The organism is Clostridium sp. JS66 (assembly GCF_033561535.1).
GTDB classification, from domain to species: Bacteria; Bacillota; Clostridia; order Clostridiales; family Clostridiaceae; genus Clostridium_AM; species Clostridium_AM carboxidivorans.
The window spans coordinates 4,205,546-4,224,443 of record NZ_CP131467.1 but is presented as its reverse complement, the minus strand read 5'-3'; the positions used below and the strand labels follow the sequence as shown (position 1 = coordinate 4,224,443).

At 31.1% G+C, this 18,898-nt stretch carries 21 protein-coding genes; 15 read left to right on the top strand and 6 right to left on the bottom strand.

Going from position 1 to position 18,898, the window contains the following annotated elements; all coding sequences use genetic code 11:
• The first annotated feature begins 139 nt into the window (after window positions 1–139).
• The 6 genes from Q6H37_RS19730 to Q6H37_RS19705 all read left to right on the top strand — a co-directional run bounded on the left by Q6H37_RS19730 (window position 140) and on the right by Q6H37_RS19705 (window position 6,092).
• On the top strand, window positions 140–937 hold the full coding sequence (locus Q6H37_RS19730) for an HAD family hydrolase (RefSeq protein WP_318735617.1): 798 nt from the start codon (window positions 140–142) through the stop codon (window positions 935–937).
• 97 nt (window positions 938–1,034) lie between these two features.
• On the top strand, window positions 1,035–2,336 hold the full coding sequence (locus Q6H37_RS19725; RefSeq protein WP_412523877.1) for an ABC transporter substrate-binding protein: 1,302 nt from the start codon (window positions 1,035–1,037) through the stop codon (window positions 2,334–2,336).
• Window positions 2,337–2,404: 68 nt separating this feature from the next.
• Window positions 2,405–3,355 (top strand): carbohydrate ABC transporter permease, encoded by a 951-nt coding sequence (locus Q6H37_RS19720; protein ID WP_412523876.1) that lies wholly within the window; start codon window positions 2,405–2,407, stop codon window positions 3,353–3,355.
• Entirely contained in the window at window positions 3,345–4,172 is an 828-nt protein-coding gene (locus tag Q6H37_RS19715; RefSeq protein WP_318735614.1) for a carbohydrate ABC transporter permease, read from the top strand. The genes Q6H37_RS19720 and Q6H37_RS19715 overlap by 11 nt, the downstream gene beginning before the upstream one ends.
• Window positions 4,173–4,179: 7 nt before the next feature.
• Window positions 4,180–5,268 (top strand): ABC transporter ATP-binding protein, encoded by a 1,089-nt coding sequence (locus Q6H37_RS19710; RefSeq protein WP_318735612.1) that lies wholly within the window; start codon window positions 4,180–4,182, stop codon window positions 5,266–5,268.
• A 2-nt stretch (window positions 5,269–5,270) separates the two neighbouring features.
• Window positions 5,271–6,092, top strand: a complete 822-nt coding sequence (locus Q6H37_RS19705) for a sugar phosphate isomerase/epimerase (RefSeq protein WP_318735610.1) — start codon at window positions 5,271–5,273, stop codon at window positions 6,090–6,092.
• A 100-nt stretch (window positions 6,093–6,192) separates the two neighbouring features.
• Here the strand turns inward: Q6H37_RS19705 and Q6H37_RS19700 are convergent, their stop codons facing one another.
• On the bottom strand, window positions 6,193–7,419 hold the full coding sequence (locus Q6H37_RS19700; RefSeq protein ID WP_318735607.1) for an MFS transporter: 1,227 nt from the start codon (window positions 7,417–7,419) through the stop codon (window positions 6,193–6,195).
• A gap of 199 nt (window positions 7,420–7,618) precedes the next feature.
• Here Q6H37_RS19700 and Q6H37_RS19695 point away from each other — a divergent pair, with 199 nt between their 5' ends.
• Window positions 7,619–8,191: a TetR/AcrR family transcriptional regulator gene (locus Q6H37_RS19695; protein WP_318735604.1), complete on the top strand. Its 573-nt coding sequence runs from the start codon at window positions 7,619–7,621 to the stop codon at window positions 8,189–8,191.
• A gap of 81 nt (window positions 8,192–8,272) precedes the next feature.
• Here Q6H37_RS19695 and Q6H37_RS19690 read toward each other — a convergent pair whose 3' ends face one another.
• The 4 genes from Q6H37_RS19690 to vanR all read right to left on the bottom strand — a co-directional run bounded on the left by Q6H37_RS19690 (window position 8,273) and on the right by vanR (window position 11,754).
• Complete coding sequence (locus Q6H37_RS19690) at window positions 8,273–8,797, bottom strand: VanZ family protein (RefSeq protein WP_318735602.1); 525 nt, start codon at window positions 8,795–8,797, stop codon at window positions 8,273–8,275.
• Between the two features lie 43 nt (window positions 8,798–8,840).
• Window positions 8,841–9,842, bottom strand: coding sequence for a D-alanyl-D-alanine carboxypeptidase family protein (locus tag Q6H37_RS19685; protein ID WP_318735599.1), 1,002 nt, complete (start codon window positions 9,840–9,842; stop codon window positions 8,841–8,843).
• 93 nt (window positions 9,843–9,935) lie between these two features.
• Window positions 9,936–11,078 carry a vancomycin resistance histidine kinase VanS gene (gene vanS / locus Q6H37_RS19680; RefSeq protein WP_412523875.1) on the bottom strand — a complete coding sequence of 381 codons (1,143 nt, stop codon included), beginning with the start codon at window positions 11,076–11,078 and terminating at the stop codon, window positions 9,936–9,938.
• A complete protein-coding gene (gene vanR / locus Q6H37_RS19675; protein WP_318735594.1) occupies window positions 11,056–11,754 on the bottom strand; it encodes a VanR-ABDEGLN family response regulator transcription factor in 699 nt (232 codons plus the stop codon). The genes vanS and vanR overlap by 23 nt, the downstream gene beginning before the upstream one ends.
• Window positions 11,755–12,109: 355 nt before the next feature.
• Here vanR and Q6H37_RS19670 point away from each other — a divergent pair, with 355 nt between their 5' ends.
• Window positions 12,110–12,433 (top strand): multidrug efflux SMR transporter, encoded by a 324-nt coding sequence (locus tag Q6H37_RS19670; protein ID WP_318735592.1) that lies wholly within the window; start codon window positions 12,110–12,112, stop codon window positions 12,431–12,433.
• 228 nt (window positions 12,434–12,661) lie between these two features.
• The gene (locus Q6H37_RS19665) at window positions 12,662–13,366 is read left to right on the top strand and encodes a hypothetical protein (protein WP_318735589.1); all 705 of its coding nucleotides are present in this window, start codon (window positions 12,662–12,664) and stop codon (window positions 13,364–13,366) included.
• Window positions 13,367–13,423: 57 nt separating this feature from the next.
• On the opposite strand, the gene Q6H37_RS19660 is transcribed toward Q6H37_RS19665, so the two are convergent.
• On the bottom strand, window positions 13,424–14,077 hold the full coding sequence (locus tag Q6H37_RS19660; RefSeq protein ID WP_318735587.1) for an SMI1/KNR4 family protein: 654 nt from the start codon (window positions 14,075–14,077) through the stop codon (window positions 13,424–13,426).
• Between the two features lie 187 nt (window positions 14,078–14,264).
• Between Q6H37_RS19660 and Q6H37_RS19655 the strand changes: the two genes are divergently transcribed.
• The 6 genes from Q6H37_RS19655 (at window position 14,265) to Q6H37_RS19630 (ending at window position 18,787) form a co-directional block, all read left to right on the top strand.
• Window positions 14,265–14,387, top strand: a complete 123-nt coding sequence (locus Q6H37_RS19655) for a hypothetical protein (protein ID WP_318735585.1) — start codon at window positions 14,265–14,267, stop codon at window positions 14,385–14,387.
• A 14-nt stretch (window positions 14,388–14,401) separates the two neighbouring features.
• Entirely contained in the window at window positions 14,402–14,722 is a 321-nt protein-coding gene (locus Q6H37_RS19650; RefSeq protein WP_318735583.1) for a TfoX/Sxy family protein, read from the top strand.
• 63 nt (window positions 14,723–14,785) lie between these two features.
• Window positions 14,786–15,265, top strand: coding sequence for a hypothetical protein (locus tag Q6H37_RS19645; RefSeq protein WP_318735581.1), 480 nt, complete (start codon window positions 14,786–14,788; stop codon window positions 15,263–15,265).
• Window positions 15,266–15,403: 138 nt separating this feature from the next.
• Entirely contained in the window at window positions 15,404–15,802 is a 399-nt protein-coding gene (locus tag Q6H37_RS19640; RefSeq protein WP_318735579.1) for a hypothetical protein, read from the top strand.
• A gap of 133 nt (window positions 15,803–15,935) precedes the next feature.
• A complete protein-coding gene (locus Q6H37_RS19635) occupies window positions 15,936–16,562 on the top strand; it encodes a DUF2185 domain-containing protein (protein WP_318735577.1) in 627 nt (208 codons plus the stop codon).
• Window positions 16,563–16,753: 191 nt separating this feature from the next.
• A complete protein-coding gene (locus Q6H37_RS19630; RefSeq protein ID WP_318735575.1) occupies window positions 16,754–18,787 on the top strand; it encodes a methyl-accepting chemotaxis protein in 2,034 nt (677 codons plus the stop codon).
• The last annotated feature ends 111 nt before the right edge of the window (window positions 18,788–18,898 follow it).

The following is an 18,898-nucleotide window of genomic DNA, read 5'->3' as shown; positions in this document are numbered from 1 at the left end:
GTGGAGATTTGAGAAAACCATAATTATCTTTAGTTTGTAGTAGTGTTTTAAAAAAAGAGCACTGCTTAAAAGAAGGAAGGTGATTTATTAATTCTTAAGTCTTTAATTTTTGCGCCATTTTTTAGAAAGGAGTTCTTATATGTCAATTAAAATGATTGTATCTGATTTGGATGGAACTTTGTTTAATAGTGATAAAGAAGGATACAAAGTTTCTCAAAGGTTAATAGAAAAAATTTGTGAATTTAAAAATAAGAATAAGATATTCACAATAGCAACTGGAAGACCGGAAGAAACAAGTCTAGAGGTGATTAAAACCTTAGGAGTGAATGGTCCATATATTATATATAATGGAGCGAAGATAGTAGATGAAAGGGGAAGGGAAATTTATTCAAATACCTTTCCTGTAAAAAAACTGATGCAGTTTTTAGAAAAACTTAACGAAATAGGTGCTTCAATTATATTTTCTCATAATGGACAAGTGTTTTGTTTAAAACGTACAGAAAGAGTTTCTATATATGAAAAAAAGGAACTTGTAAGTTGTAAGGTTGCAGATAACAGTATACTGAGTTCAGAATTATTAGTAAATAAAATTTTAATAATAGGAGATGTAGAAGGCTATAAAAAGCACTGGAACAAGCTACCGGAAGGCTTAAGAAATGAGTTTAAATATGTAATTTCAGAAGATACTTATATGGAAATAATAAAAAAAGATGTTTCCAAAGGCAGTGCATTAAGAAAATTAAAGAAGCATTTGGGTTTAAAGGATGAAGAGGTTGTAGCTATAGGAAATCATATGAATGACAAGGAATTAATCGAAGAAGCCTTTATGGGAGCAGCTGTTGCAAATGCAGTTGAAGGATTAAAGGATATAGCTGATTTTGTAACTGTAGGTGAATATGAAGAAGGTGTTGTTGAAGTTATTGAAAAGTTTCTATAGATAAACTCGGACATTAAGATAGATCAATTAGAATTGATAAGTCGTTCTTTAAAAGCTATATAGGCTTTTAAACATTAAATTTTAGGAGGAATATAAAATGAAAAAAACCATTTTAAAAATTATTTCGATTATATCAATTAGTGCTATGTTTTTTTCAGGCTGTGGAACTGCAGCTACATCACAAGCTAATAATAAAGGTGAAAAAGTAAAGATTGAATATTGGCATGTTAATGCTGAAACCCAGGGAGGAAAAAGTGTAGAGAAATTAGTAAAAGATTTTAATGCACAAAGCAGCACAGTAGAGGTAGTGTCTAAATATAACCCTGATATGTATAAAGGATTGCTGCAGAACTTACAGGCGGAAAGTGCTACTGGTAAGTCTCCAGCTTTAGTACAAGTTGGTTGGGCATTTTTAGATTATTTTTCAAATAACTTTAGTTATACAGAACCTCAGAAAATTATTGATTCTTATTTTCCTCAAGACAAGAATTTTATAAAGGATAATTTTTTGCCTAATGTATTAGACCTTGCAAAGAACAGTAAAAATAGTCAGGTAGGTATTCCTTATTCCTTAAGTACGCCAGTTCTTTATATAAACAAGGATATTTTAAGACAAGCAGGTTTGGATGAGAATGGACCTAAAACTTGGGAAGAATTAGTGACCTTTTCAAATACCATCAAGGAAAAGACAGGAAAGTACGGTTTTTATATGCAGGAGCCAGCGGACAACTGGGCAACTCAAGCATTATTAGAGAGTAACGGAGCCAGAATGATAAAAGATGGTAAAGCAGCTTTTGCATCAGAGGAGGGCATTAAGGCTTATGAAGCTTATGCAGATATGGTAGTAAAGAGTAAATCGGCACTTCACATATCCTGGGATGAAGGCGTTAAATCTTTTATTGCTGGTAATGTTGGTATGCTATATACAACAATTGCTAGAAGAGAAAATATTCAAAAAGGTGCTACCTTTGATGTTGCAGCAATTAATTCACCTGCATGGGCAGGTAAAACAAAGCGTTTACCTGCAGGAGGATGTTTCCTAGCTATAACAGCTAAAACAGAAAAGGAACAAAAGGCAGCGTGGGAATTTGAAAAATACTTATATAGTGTAGAGTCTATGGCTGAATGGACAAAAGGTACAGGTTATGTTCCACCAAGAAAAGATGTGGCAGCAGCAGAAAACGGCTTGAAGAAATTTTTACAGGAAAATAAAATGATGACTGCAGCAACTACTCAAATGGATGGAGTTGTGTCATGGACTTCCTTTCCTGGAGATGCAGGCCTTCAGGCAGAACAAATATTACTTGATACAAGAGACAAAATTTTAAGTGGCAGCGTATCTCCTAGGGATGGGTTAACTTCTGCTCAAAACAAGATTAATGCATTACTAAAAAAATAGTTGCAATAAGTTAATTGTTAAAGGCAGGGTTCACCTCTGTCTTTAGCGATATTTAAGGAGGATTAAAGTTGGAAGGTCAAAAAGAAATATTAATTAGTAAAAGACGAGAAAAAATTTCTAAAAGCAGTTTGTTGAACTATATAACTAAAGAAAAAATTATAGCCTATCTATTTATATTACCGTCACTTATGGTTTTTGCTATATTTATGTTCTGGCCATTACTTAGAACAATATATCTAAGTTTCTTCTCCTGGAATATGATTAAGCCTACAAAGGATTTTGTTGGACTTGGTAATTATATAGCCTTGTTTAAAGATCCACTTACCTATAAAGTATTAAAAAATACTTTTGCTTATATATTTATCCTTTTGATATTAAATTGTGCAGCACCATATATATTGTCTTTTATTTTATCCGTGGTCATAAAGAAAGGCAAAGGTTTTTATAAAAGTGTAATTTTTTTACCTAGTGTTATATCACTAGTGGTAGGTTCAATTTTATATTTATGGATTCTAAATCCTGTATCTGGTCCTTTAGCAGTTGTTTCAAAATTCCTTGGAATAACAATGCCTGTATGGAGTAAAAGAGATGGACTGGTTATTGTGGTGCTTAGCATAATAACAACCTGGAAGGTATTTGGCTACAATTTTATTGTGGTGCTGGCAGGGGTTTCAGGGGTATCAAAAGAAGTAATTGAAGCTGCTAAGCTTGATAATGTGCCAATATATAAGATATTTTTGGACATTGTACTGCCAATGAGTAGTGCTACAGGAGTTTACATTTTTATCATGACTATTGTGCAGGGACTTCAATATGTGTTTACGCCAATTAAAGTTATTACTCAAGGTGGACCAGATAATGCAAGTTCTAATGCTATCTATAATGCATATCAGGAAGCCTTTGTATTGTATAGGACAGGCAATGCTTCAGCCTTTGCAATTTTGACAATGTTATTTTTTATAATACTGCTTATTTTAGAATTTAAATTTGTTGAAAAAGGAGTATACTATGAAAATTAAATTAACATCACAGTTTATCTGGCACATCCTTTTAATATTAATTGTAACTATGTCGCTATTTCCTATACTTTTTGCCATATCAAGTTCTTTTAAGGATTTAAATGAAGCCTATAAATATACTTTTGCAATTATTCCACTTCACCCTACATTAAATAATTATATGGAAGTGCTTAATAGATTGCCTTTCTTCAAAATAACAGGCAATACTTTTTTCATAGCTGCTACTGTCACGCTATTTAAAATAATAACCTCTGTTTTTGCAGCTTATGCCTTTGTGTATTTTGATTTTAAGTATAAAAAGCTTATATATTTTTTATTAATCAGTACTATTTTTATACCTTTTACTGTAACAATGATACCAAATTATTTAACAATTTCAAAGTTAGGCTTTAATGATAGGCTGCTTGGAATTATTTTACCGGAACTAGCAGATGCAACAGGTATTTTTCTTATTAGGCAGTCTATGAGAACTATTCCTTTATCGCTAATTGAGGTAGCTAGATTAGAGAAGGCTGGACATTTTAGGACAATGAAAGACATCGTATTACCGCTGACTAAACCAGCTATTATTTCAACGGGAATTATGTTTTTTATTAACTCCTGGAATGAATATGTATGGCCGGTGTTAATTTTAAAGACAAAGGAAAACTTTACACTGCCTTTAGCACTTCAATTATTTATAAGTTCAGAAGGTGGCACAGATTTTACCATTGCTATGGCAGTAGCCGTTATAACAATGATAATACCAGTGATATTGTACATTGTATTCCAAAAATATATCATTAATACTTTTACATCATCAGGAATAAAGGGGTAGATAGATTATGAAAGAGATTGTTTTTGAAAATATATGTAAAGCTTATGGTAAAAATACGGTGGTAAGCAATTTAAATCTTACCATAAAAAGTGGAGAAAGATTAATATTATTAGGACCCTCTGGATGTGGTAAATCAACTACGCTTAGAATTATTGCAGGCTTAGAAGATATAACCTCAGGAAAACTATATATGAATGGAAAATGCGTCAATGAAGTTCCAAGTGGAGATAGAAGTGTATCTATGGTGTTTCAAAACTATGCTCTTTTTCCTCATATGACACTAAAGGATAACATTACTTATGGCTTAAAGGTTCATAAGGTGGAAAAGGAAGAAATTGAAAAGAGATTGAATTCAGCTTTAGATATGCTTAAGCTAAAGGGACTAGAAAATAGAAAACCTAAAGATTTATCCGGAGGACAGCGTCAAAGAGTTGCTCTTGCCAGGGCGGTAGTAAAAAGAAGTGATTTTTTCTTATTAGATGAGCCCCTTTCCAATCTGGATGCACAGCTTAGAGGCCATGCCAGAAAGGAATTGGTAAAGATTCATGAGATGTATCATCAAACTTTTGTTTATGTAACTCATGATCAAGTAGAAGCTATGACAATAGGAGATAGAGTGGCATTAATGAATAAGGGAACTATTCAGATGGTGGACACTCCTCATAATGTATATAATAGGCCTGCCAATGTATTTACTGCAAAATTTATTGGATCACCTTCTATGAATATTTTTGAGGTTAACTGCTGTCATGACAAAATAGTGGTAGGAGGACAACAGATGCCTTTGCCAGAAATGTGGTTAAAAAAAATTAATGAAAGTAAATGTGAAAAATTATTTTTTGGCATAAGACCTGAACATATTAAGTTAAGTAAAACCCAAACAGAAAATTGTTTTAAAGGCTTTGTGAAATATATTGAAAACTACGGGAATATGCTTGGTATATATTTTGAAGTTGAAGGTAATGAAATTATTGCTATAGCAGATAATACAAATTTAAAAAATAATGATTTAGTGTATTTTGAACCGGATTTTTCAAAAATACATTTATTTCATGGAACTACTGAAAATTCTATTGGTTATCCGGAGGAGTTATAATTATGAACATTTATATAAGCACAAATATGTATAAACCTAGTGAATTGGAAAAAATTTTTCAACTAATAAGAAAAGTTAATGATCCAAGTGTAGGCATAGAGCTTTTTCCCGAGTGGCATGATAATCAGTTTATTTATACACTTAGACATAATTTGGATAAGTTAAAAAAGAGTCCATCTACATTACATGGACCATACTATTATACAGAACATTCTAAGAAAAAGGGCACTATAGAATATGAGAGGTCACAAGAATATTTTAAAATAACCCTTGAGCTTGCGAAAAAAATAAATAGCAAATATATTGTATACCATCATAATAACTGCGAAGTGAAACCTGAAGAAAGAATGGAAATGGTCAAAAATTCAACAAAGAATCTTATGGAGTTAAATGCATTAGCTAAAGAGTATAATATAGATATTGTTGTTGAGAATGCAGGCGTAATTTCCCGTAATAATGTTTTGTTTAATGAAGAAGAATTTATTGAAATGGCAAGGAGTATTGATAATAATATATTAATTGATGTTGGCCATGCCTTTGCAAACAACTGGAATCTAGTTAAGGTTATAAGAGAACTAAAGGATAAAATTGTGTCCTATCACCTCCATAATAATAATGGTGTAGAAGATAATCATAATAGAATAAGAGATGGAAAATTAAATATGGATGATTTTTTTCAAAGTTATGCAAAATATACTCCAGATGCAGCCTTGGTCATTGAATACAGTAAAAATTGCAGCAGGTGTATGGAAGATATTTTAGAAGATGTAAAGGAAATTAAGGAAATAACAGCAGATAAGGTAAGAATTTTCAATGCCATTTAGAAATTTTAAAACTTAAAAATAATTTATAACATAAACAAGCTGCTGAAGTTTTACATAATCAGTGGCTTATTTATGTTATAAAATGCTTTCCTTTAAGAATTTATCTGTGTAATTTTTTCTTTCCAATTTTGTGTAAAATAATTGCTATGATTTGAGTTGTCATTCCAAAAGTACAAACCCCATACCATCCAAAATGAGAATAACTGTATGAACCTAAAAATGAACCTAAAGCTCCTCCAAGAAAAAAACTGACCATGTAGATAGTATTAAGTCTATTACGCATTTTTTCGTTTAGCGATTGTACTCTTACCTGGTTAGAAACATTACAGGATTGTACTCCTAGATCTAGAAGAATAATTCCTAAAATAAGTCCCCAAAGTTTAAAGCCAAATAGAAAGAAACATAAATAGGAAATTGCGACTACAATTATACATATACTTATAGCAAAACGTGCACCTCTTTTGTCAGCTACTTTCCCAACCATTGGGGCAGCAAGAGCACCGCTAATGCCAACTAATCCAAGCAAACCTGCTGCTTCGGCTCCCATATTGTAATGAGAACTTTGAAGCAAAAATATGAGGGATGTCCAAAAGGCACTAAAGGCTGAAAACATTAAAGCACCATTAATAGAGGCTTCTCTTAAAATTGGTTCGGTTTTTATTAAGTGTAGCATTGATTTTAGCAACTGAGCATATTTAATATCAGATACAGGTTCGCATAATGGTAGCAACTTTTTAAGAATAAGCATGAGAAGGAACATTATAATTGCGGCAATAATATAAACTATCCTCCAGCCCAAGTAGCCGCCTAATATACCACTAATTGAACGGGAAAGCAATATTCCAATTAACAATCCACTCATTATCTTACCAATAGTTTGTCCTCTTTGATGTGGGTTTGATAATTGTGCAGCTAAAGGAAGAATAAGTTGAGGAATAATAGAGGTAAAACCAACAGCAAAGGAAGAAGCTATTAAAAGATATATATTTGAAGAAAAGAACATACACACAAGAGAGATCATTGAACATAAAAGCATTATCACTATTAATTTTCTCTTTTCTTTTATATCTCCTAAAGGTAATATAAATACCATTCCAATTGAATAACCTACTTGTGTAAGCATAGCTGCAAAGCCTATGCTTAATGTGGTGACATGAAAGGTTTTTGCAATATCAGCTAAAAGGGGCTGAATATAATATAAATTTGCGACAGTAAGCCCACAAGCTATAGACATAATTAAAATTAACAAATTAGTTAATATGGGTTTAGCTTCAGGATTATTTATTGATGAATTTGATTTCTTTATGGCATTATTTGAAAGATACATTTATAAATCACTCCTTAAGATTATAATAAATTTAATTGACAATTAGTAAACTGAACGTTTAGTTTATAAATATATAATATACTAAACGTTCAGTATTGTAAATAGTTTTTTGCTTTTAAAACAAAAAATATATAGTATAATATACGTATAGTTTATTAAATACACTGTTATAAGTTAAATACATATGGAGGTAATTATAATGGAGAAAAAATTGGGACGTCCGCGTAGTGAAAAAACTAAAAAAGCTATTCTTTCCGCTGCATATGAGTTATTACTTGAAAATGGTTTTGGAACTATTACAATTGAAAAAATTGCTGAAAAAGCTGGAGTTAGTAAAGCTACTATTTACAAATGGTGGGCCAACAAAGCTGCTGTTGTCATGGATGCTTTTTTTGATGCTGCTACTGTGAGACTTCCAATACCTGATACAGGATCAACTATTGATGATATGATAATTCAAGTAAATAATTTAGCAAAATTTTTGATTAGTCGGGAAGGAAAGGCAATTAATGAGATAATAGCAGAGGGTCAATTTGATCTAAAGCTAGCTGAAGCCTATCGAGCAATCTATTTTAAGCCTCGTAGACTTGATTCACGATATATTTTAGAACGTGGAGTTTCAAGAGGACAATTAAAGGAAGATTTGGATATAGAACTAATTATCGATTTAATTTTTGGACCATTATTCTATAGATTATTGGTAACAGGAGATATAGTAGATGAGACTTTCATAACTAATCTAGTAACCTATACATTTAAAGGTATAGAGTAGAAGTTAACATTATTCAATAAATGAAAGCCAATGCTAAAAGTTAAGCATTGGCTTGAAATTTCTAATATGCAATAAAGATATTTAGAATCTCATTTTCACTATGAATAGATAATATAATATACGAGGTAATCCGATAGCAGATATTATTGTCACTGCAGTATATACTTTTTTCTGATCTCGTAATATAAACAATAAAAACTTATATCCTAAAATACCAATCAGTCCACCCAAACAATTTAGAATTATATCATCAATGTCTGATGTTCCAATGGCTAAAACCCCCTGAATGACTTCCACAAATAAACTTACTGTAAATATAAACAGCAAATTGGTTAGTACTCTTTTATTATTTTTGAATAATAACAAATATGTACCAAGGGGAATAAAAATAACTATATTGCCAACCACATTACCAAAAGCAAATGCTTTTATATTCGCAGATCTGCTAGATATATATTCTATTATACTATAAAAAGGAATGAGATTGATTGACCTATGCTCCAAATGCGAAACTCTTGATAAGAACAATATTTTAATTAACAAAAGTATGTAACAAATGAAAACACCATATAAAAAGATTGTTTTAATTCTCTCTCGTTTATTCATAATACCTCCATTTTTTAGTTCATTTCTGCTTATGAAAATCTTATTATTTTCCTATACTGTTGTATACAGCTAATGCATCGGTAATATTATACTGTTCCGAATGGTGATCACCTTTCGCACCAGCTGAAATCAGAATGTAATCTTGTTTACCAACTTTGGCAAGACTCGCAAGACATAGACCAGCCTCATTGGTATATCCAGTTTTTCCTCCTAAAATTTCACCGCCAATAATGTTTTGATTGTTGAGTTCTTTAAACATTGTACTGTAAAAGGTTATACCGCCAGGGTGTTTATTTGTAGGTTGTGTTGAATGATGGGACGAAGTAAAAATCACCCTAAAAGTATCATTTTGCAAAGCATAGCTTAGAAGGATAGCCAGATCTTTGACTGTTGTATAATGGTTTTGATTCTGAAGCCCAGTGGTATTTTCAAAATGTGTGTTTCTCATACCTAGCTCAGATGCCTTTTGATTCATCATTTTTACAAAATTCTGTTCTGACCCTGCAATTTGCTCAGCAAGCCCAATACAGCACTCTGCACCGCTTGGCAGCAGTGTTCCATATAACAGATCTAATGCCGTTACCTGTTCATTCGGTTGAAAACCTGCCATTGATGCATCTTCTCTGTGCAGCTCCTGAAACGCAGAATTAGTCAGTTTGACTTCTTCATTGAGATTAGGCAAGTTTTCTATGGCAACAATGGCTGTCATCATTTTAGTCAAGGAAGCAGGATAGATTTTTTCTTCGCTATTTTTTTGCATTAAAGTTGTTTGATCTTTTAAACGGATCAGAATGGCATTATGGCTTTTAAGCTTACCTAAAGATTTAGAAACAGAAGGAATCGGTGTTGCTTTATCTTCAGAAGGATCAGAAGTCATCTTTAAAGAAGAATGTAACGAGGTTATATCATCATATTGTTTCCGTAACATATGTTGGTTTCTTGGAGTAATGATGTATTTGTAACTCAAAGTAACAATGCTCGCTATCAACAAAAGTGTTACAAATATGTGTGTTTTTGATTTTTCCTTTTTTACTTTTCGTACCATAATAAAATAGCTCCTTATTCTGTAATAATATTATTTAACCACAGAACAAGGAGTTAAATTGGAAATTTATCTTATGAACTTCTTAAGATTTTCTTAAGACGGAAGCTTTACTGTAAATGTAGTATTTTCTAAGTTGCTTTCCACAGAGATTGTTCCATTATGAGCTGTAACAATTTCTTGTGCTATTGCCAAACCTAATCCTGCTCCACCAGTGTTTGTGGAACGTGCAGAATCTAACCTATAAAACTTTTCAAAAATAGTTTCAAGCTTTTCTTTAGGAATTGGATTCCCCTGGTTAGTAAAAGTTATTATAGTATTTTTGTCCTGCTGTTTAGCAGAAATGGCAATGACGCTGTTTTCATAGCTATAGGCTATTGCATTTTTTAGAATGTTATTGAACACACGAGCCAGTTTGTCTGCATCTCCCAGCAGAGTGAGACAATTAGGCACATTGACGGATACCTGCTTTCCGTGTGGAGTCAGCATTGGATAAAATTCATCTGCCATCTGCTGGAGCATGAAAAGTAAATTGATTTTTTCTTTATTCAAAACAATAGTTTGAAGATTAAATCTTGTAATCTCAAAAAACTCATTTATAAGCTGCTCTAATCGATAAGCTTTTTCTAAAGTGACATTAACATATTTTGCCTTTTGTTTAAGAGGCATATCAGGAGCTTCATCTAGAAGACTTAAGTACCCTATAACAGAGGTCAAAGGTGTCTTTATATCATGAGCCAAGTAAACTACCAAATCATTTTTTCGCTGCTCGGCATTAAGTGCAGCTTTCTTTTGTTTTTCCAAGTTATTTTTTATCTGATTTATCTTATTTTCCATAAAATCCAATTCTGGTGACAACGTAATTTTTGCATCAGATTCCTCAGTAAGTTTATCCATTCCAGCGCTGATTTCATCAAAATATTTTGTGAAACAAAAAACAGAAAACCTAAAGAGGATAACTAATAAAAATATTAGGATTACAATAAAAAGGATCATTTCTATATTATTGCGAATCACCAACTGATAGATTTCCTGTGCGTCCGAACTTTTAAAATGGAAAGCTTTGACTAAATATCCAACGATACGATCTCCAATCTGTCCACGCAGGATATGGCGCAATAGATAAACAGTCACAGCGGCGGCAACTGTAATCAAAAACATTTGAAAAAATACTTTGCTTTTTAATTTTGTATAATCATTTCTTATTTTATCTCTTTTACTTTTCAATTTTATAGCCAATCCCCCATACTGTTTTTATATATTTAGGATGTTCCGCACTGTCGTGCATTTTTTCTCTTAAATGCCGAATATGAACCATTACCGTATTATTGCTATTGGTGAAATACTTGTCTCCCCATACCTCATGGAACAATTCTTCTGAGCTTACCACTCGTCCGCGATTGGAACAAAGAACCCAAAGAATTGAAAACTCTGTAGGAGTGAGAGATAGCTTTTTTTCATTCAAAGTGCATTCATGGGTATTCATGTCCAATACCAAGCCGGAAAAGGCAATCAAATGTTCTTCTTGGTTCGGTTCTCCAGAATTATATTTGGTAAATCTCCGGAGCTGTGCCTTTACACGGGCAACAAGTTCCAAAGGGCGAAATGGTTTAGTGATATAGTCATCCGCACCTAATGTCAGTCCGGTAATCTTATCAATTTCTTCTTCTTTAGCTGTAAGCATAATAACCGGAAAATTATGTTTTCCCCTAATTTTCTGGCAGAGAGTAAAACCATCAATATCCGGCAGCATGACATCAAGTATCGCAAGTTCTAACTGTTCTGACTCAACACACCGAAGTGCATCTTGACCGTTATAAAATTTATATATTTTATAACCTTCATTTTTTAAATAAACTTCAATTAGGTCCGCTATGGACTGCTCATCGTCTACAACCAAAATATTGATACTCATAAGTTCTATCACTTCTTTCTACTAAATAATCATTATTATAGCACTGAGAAACAAAGATTTATATCATAATAATTTTCTTATGAAAAATACAGTATATTTTAACAATTAGTCCGCAAATACATGTGGCTTCGAATTGAGCTATAGCAGAATTATACCATATAACTACTTAAAAATATCTACAAAAGGCTTAATCCTTTGATATTTAAGGATTTACTTAATGTAAAGTTTTGTTTAATCACACTCTGCACTGTCAATACTCAAGTTATCCTCTGGTATATGTTGACAATATTAATAAATTAACCTACACTAAAATAGTCCATAAACGGACCATTTTATAATAAAAGGGGTTTTTTATATGGAATGGATTTATTTAATTTTTGCAATTTTATTTGAAATCACAGGAACCACATTAATGAAAGTGTCTTATGGATTTACTAAAATACTGCCAACTATAGGAACATTTTTAGGCTACATAATATGTTTCATTTGTTTGTCTATGGCATTGAAAAAAATAGATATAAGTGTGGCATATGCTATATGGTCTGCAGCTGGATTAGTTATACTATCAACAATTGGAATATTTGTTTTTAAAGAGAGCATTAGTGTTCTAAAAGTAGTATCTTTAGCTTTTATTGTGTTAGGAGTTATTGGATTGAATTTAAGTGGAATAAGCCATTAATTTGATAATAATTCCATATATGGATAATTTATTTGATTTATATTAGATAATATGTTAATATTTTCGAGGTGAGGTGATAGTAATGTACGAGTTAGTAGGATATGGTTCTGTTATAGTATGTGTAATAATAATAGTAGTTGCTATATATCAAGCTGCAACAGGAAAAGCTAAATTTCAGCAAAAGAAAAAATAATTGAAAAGGAAATTATTTTATTAGGGAGATAAATTATGAAAATACCAAAAGAGTGGGAGAATGTACTAGAAGAAAATCAGGAAATAAAAGAAATGTTCTTAGAACAGGAGAATATGGATATATATGATGATGAACCAGTACCCCCATTTTTCTTTCATTACTTTAGACCTAATAAATATGATAAGTTGAAGGGATTTTTTGTACCATTTTTACATGGCGAAGAAATGTTTAAAAGATTAAAATTGATTTATGATGTAACTGCAGATGAATATGAAAAAGAAGATGGAACAATAGCTGGTTATTTTGTTCCTAAAAAGAATATTATGCTATCTAGGTCAGAACTTGAAAACATTGCATTAAAACATGCAGAAGGTATTAATGAAATATTAACAGATTTGGAAGAGAGAAGCCTTATTGATTGTGATAATCTTGAAATTAGAATAATGGATAAAAGAGAATTTGAAGATAAATACGATTATTATGACATACTAAATTGTGATTTGTATGATATGCAAGGTGATTGGTTTAGAGACTTAGAAGAAGAAGCTTCAGAAAATCCACTTATCTTATTTAGTGAATCCTTGTATAATATTGCTTGTGATTATGATTTAGCAAGATATGTTATGTGGCCACTAATAGAAAGAAATGATATGAAGGATCCCTATGAAGCCTATTTTAATTTGTGGAAATATGGATATCGACCAATGTTTGTAAATGATAAATTACTAATACTTTGTTGAGATTTAGTGATCAGATAAAAAACTGCTGATAAAAATGTTTGTCAGCAGTCTAAAAAATTAAGATGTTTGTATTAAAATTTCAGTAAGCCATTTCTCATACCATTCCATAAATGTAAGCCTGGTAAAAAAAGGTCTTAATTCAGGTTCTACATTCCAATCCATGTAGACAATTTGTCCTCGTCCAATTCCATTAATAATACATAAATTGCTGTAGGTACACCCTTTAGAACCAATCAATTTAACGCCGCGAAGAACAGTATCATATGTATCATTGTCTTTTGATAACTCTTCTAGCATTTTTGAATCCAGCATTTTGGGATCAATTTCCTCGTCACCCATTGCATAATCCCACATAGCGTCAGCCAGTCCTACATCAATAAAAGCTTTCTTACACATACAATATTTTTCATTTTCCATTATATCTTCTAATGGAAAAATTCCGTAATCTGGACCTGCTCCACCATTACCAATCTTCGTTAGGAAGAAACGATATTCTTCTGGTAGTGTAATTTGATGTTCTTTTTCGAAGTTTTTTACTTCCTCTTCAGAAATAATAGGATTTAATTTATATTGATGTTTACGTGAACCAAATATCTTTCTTTCAGCGTCATAGTCTGATGCCTTATTTAGCAAATCCTTAATATAATCTGCATATTTATCATTTAAAAGCATATATAATCCCTCTTTTCTAACAACATTTACCTCTATCATAGCATATGCTTGTACTCCAATATAGATTAGCTTATAAATTGTTTCTCGTAATAAGGGAATATGTCACTATCTTTAATATATAAATCGCCAGATTATGGTATAATGCTTTTATTGATAAATTGCAACTGTAAACAACTGGAATAAAGATTCATGAACAAGACTTTTTATGTTATGGAGGATACAAAAAGTGGCGAAAGAATTATCGGAGATGACATTAGAAGCATTATGGGTACTATTTCCAATTATACTTAAGGAATATAATACTGCATATTCAAGATGGTATGAAATAGAGAAAGAAAATATTTTGTGAAGAGGAGATAAGATATGGCTTCTAGTCAAGAGTATTTAGATTTTATTATTGGACAATTAGATACACTAGAGAATGTTTCTTCCAGAAAAATGATGGGGGAATATATTTTATATTTTCGAGAAAAGATTTTTGGAGGAATATATGATGACCGCTTTTTGGTTAAGATAACCAAAGCAAGTAGACAGTTGATGCTAGAGGCAACCGAGGAATTACCTTATGATGGTGCCAAACCAATGCTTTTAGTTGATGATGTTGATAACAAGGAGTTCCTATATCAACTGATTACAGAGATGTATAAAGAACTTCCTACTCCAAAAGTAAAAAAGAAAAAGTAATTTTGAAATTTCAATTTAAGGTTTAATATTATAAATAGTAAATTTGAAAGGGTGAATGAAGCGATGGCGGTTTTTGATAGGTATGATAATTATTATGATAGAGCAATGGAGGCTTATTGTTCTAATAAGAAAATAGATCCTAAAGATATTAATGATGAGCAGGTCAGGATAATTGTAGAAAGATCCTGTGTTCATACTGGCTTTTACCTTGCATGGATTATCAATAATAATTTAGAAGGTGACATTCATAAGAAATATGATGCAGAAAATCTTGAAAAGGTAAGAAAGGAAGAAATGACAGGAGTAGATTTTTTTCTAACCTGTTGTGATGGTAAGTTATGGAGTGATGATTTTAATGACGAAGGATTAGCATTTACTGAATATTATTATGCTAGTGAGCAGTTTATGAAAGATTATGTGGATTTTGTTTTTAATGAACTGTATGATATTCCTTGTGAATTTGATTTTGTTTGGAAGGATTATAAAAAGTTTAAAGTTATGCTAGATAAAAGATATGAGGTTTTTTGTAAAAAGGAGAAATAGCTTATATACGATTGTCATGTTTTTATAAGGTCTGAGTAATAAGTGGTTTTTTAAAATTTTTAATATAAAAATATGTTTTAACTATTTAATATGATATATAACAAAAAGATAAATAAGAATTTGAAAGGAAATATAGATATGACAAAAAATGAAATTTTAGATGCACTATATTCTAAAGTTGGAGACGATGACTTTGAATACATTCAAGAAGAAATGGTTTCAGAAATAGAACAATGTGAGAATCAAATTGATTTTATAGAACCAATTTTAAAGTTAATGGAAAATAATCCTGATGCTGATTTTGGTGTGCCAGGTGCATTAACACATTTTATTGAAAATTTCTCCCAGAACGGATATGAAGAATTACTTTTGCAATCTGTGAGACGCAAGCCTACTTCACATAATGTATGGTTATTACATCGTGCATGGAATGATGCTAATGATCCTATGCATGATGAATATGAAAATCTTGCAGAGTACCTTAAGTCAATGCCAAATTTAAGTGAAGGTGTAAAAAGCCAGTTGGAAATGTTCTAATTGAAAGTTCTATTTGCTATGATTTACTGTCAGCTAAGCAGATGGTTATTGATATGATTTGAAGAAGGTGAAATTACTTTTGGAGTAAGAGTTCATTGAAGAAGTTGAAGGCAGTTAGTTGGGAGGGTTGATTATGGAAAAATTAAATACATCAAGTAAAATAAATCAAGAATTTTATCTTGAAAATGTGGTAGAAAAAAATCTGCAGTTTCCAAGAACCTTTTTGATACCTAATAAAGAAGAGGTTGGAAAACTAGAGATAGGAAATCTGGTTAAATTAGTTTTTGTTATGGAAGAGCTACAGGAAGATGGATGCCGCGCAGAAAAAATGTGGGTTGAGATTGTAAATAAACAAAAAGATGAATTTACAGGAATTCTTACCAATAATCCCTATTATCTAAAATCTATTAAATGGGGAGATATGATTACTTTTGAAGAAGAGAATATTGCATCTACATATGGGAAAAAGGCAGCTTTTGATGAAAAAGAATTTGCAATTATTACAAAAAAAGCATTAGAAAAAAGACAGGTTAACTGGGTAGTTAGAACTGATGATTTAGATAATGATCAGGATAGTGGATGGCAGTTATTTTATGGAGATGAAAGTGAGCAGTACCTTGATGATTATGCTAATGCTAATATAATATCATTAGAAGATGTACTATCATTTGAACCTTTATTAGAAGAGGTTTTTAGCAATTTTGGATATGCTTATGAATATTCAGAAGCTAAAAATAAATTTGTAGAAGTTAAAGAATAAGGAATTCAAACCAAAAGGCCTATTGATGAGGATATACCAATAATCATAAATAACAACATATTCTGTTTCTACTTGATTAAATAAATTGATTAATTTGTTACTTTATATATTCCAAAAAATACATTTCAATATTTTCTGTAAAAGTAACGATTATACAAGTATATATTTTAATAAAGGAGAGATGTCAGTTTATGTCAATAAAGAAAAAGATCCCATTATTGATAGCATCAATTATAGTAATATTAATGGTAACGACAACTTTGTTTATGAGCAATCGCTCAAGCAGTATAATAACTAGTAAGACGGATATGGAGATGCAGCAAATATCTAATAGGTTGGTTGAAACTATAAGTACAATGGTTGAAAAAGAACAAATGGCAGTTAGGATTTTTTCAGAAAAAAATGTAGTTATAAATTTGCTTAAAGCAGCAAAAGAGTCTGAAAGTAGTGATACATTTATTAAACAGAATCAAGATATGGAAGCTACACTAGAAGCTTATGCAAAGGAGGCAAAAAATCTTGATCAAATTTTTCTAGTAGATACAAAGGGAACTATAATATCAAGTAGTCTTAAGGATTCTATAGGCAAAAGTTTAACTGATAGATCCTACAACAAACCAACCTTAGAAGGTAAAGCATCTATAAGTGAAATGGTTTTATGTAAAACTACTAATGTTCCTATAATAGTTTTTACAAATCCTATAAAAAGCGGTAATGAAGTTATAGGGTATGTAGGTACAACAGTTATTGGAAGTAGTTTTTCAAAATATTTAAGTAATGCAAAAATAAGTAACTGCCCATCAAGTTATGTTTTTCTGGTTGATTATAAAGGAAATTTAATTTATCATCCTACTAAAGAAAAAATAGGTAAAGCTATAGATGTTACTGATATAAAAAGTATAGCGAATAAATTAGATAGTGGTGAAAATATAAAGGGAGATATACTTAAGTATACTTATAATAATGAGAAAAAAATAGCAGCATATTCCATAGTTCCTGAAACAAACTGGGTTTTAGTAACTACTGGTAATGCAGTTGATGTTACTAAAGATGTAAAAAATATGACATATTTGATAATAATTATAGCAATTATATTATCATTAATAGCTATGGGAATAGGATATTTATTTTCACTAAAAATCACAAAACCTATTGTAGAAATAACTGAACTTGTAAACAGAACCTGTGATTTGGATTTGAAAGATGATAAAAATTATGAAAAATTGTATAAATATAATGATGAAGTAGGAGAAATTTTTAAGGCAGTTGGCAGTATGAGAAAAATTCTAAGAGAAATGGTTGAAAGCTTAAGTTCAGCTTCGCAAACTATAAATTCAAATGCAGCACTAGTTGAAAGTTTAACTATTGAATTAAAAGGTTATGCTGAGCAAACAGCAGCCGAAAGTCAAAATCTTTCAGCAGGTATGGAACAAAACGCAGCTACAGTAGAAGAAGTTTCAGCTTCTTCTGACGAAATGGGGAATGCAGTAAATTCTATGGCTGAAAAAGCTACAGATGGTTTAAGTAATGCTAATGCTATTGCTGAAAGAGCAGAAAAACTTAAAAGTTCGGCAATTGAATCTAGCACAAAAGCCAATTCAATATATACTTCAGTAAAAACTGATTTAGAAAAGGCTATTGAAAATTCTAAATCCATTGAGAAAATAAATGATATGTCCTCATCTATACTTAGTATTACAGAACAAACAAATTTGCTTGCACTTAATGCAGCTATAGAAGCGGCTAGAGCTGGAGAATCTGGTAAGGGCTTTGCTGTAGTAGCTAACGAAGTTGGCAAATTAGCAGAGGAATCGGCAGTAACAGCTGGTAATATTCAAAATGTAGTTAATCAAGTAGTAGGTTCTGTAAGAGATTTATCAGATAACTCAACTAAACTGCTCAAGTTTATTAATCAAACGGTATTAACGGATTATGATAAATTAATGGATACAGGTGAAAAATATAATGAGGATGCTGATTCAGTTAATCATTTTATGCTTGATTTTAGTGCTTTAGCTGAAGAGTTAAGTTCATCTATATCTAATATAGCTAATGCCATAGGCGAAGTAGCAAATACTGTAAGTGATGGAGCTAGAGGGGTAACTGAAATAGCTAGTAAAGCATCTAATATAAATGAAAAATTGGAAAGTATAAAATCCACTACTGAAATTAACAAACACAGTGCGGAGGAATTACAACAAATTATATCTAAATTTAAACTATAACATAATTAAGTGTACTTAACATAATACCACTTTACGAGTAATTTAAAAATAATGTAATAAATACCTCTTAATTATCAATATTAATATTGGTAATTAAGAGGTATTTGTTAT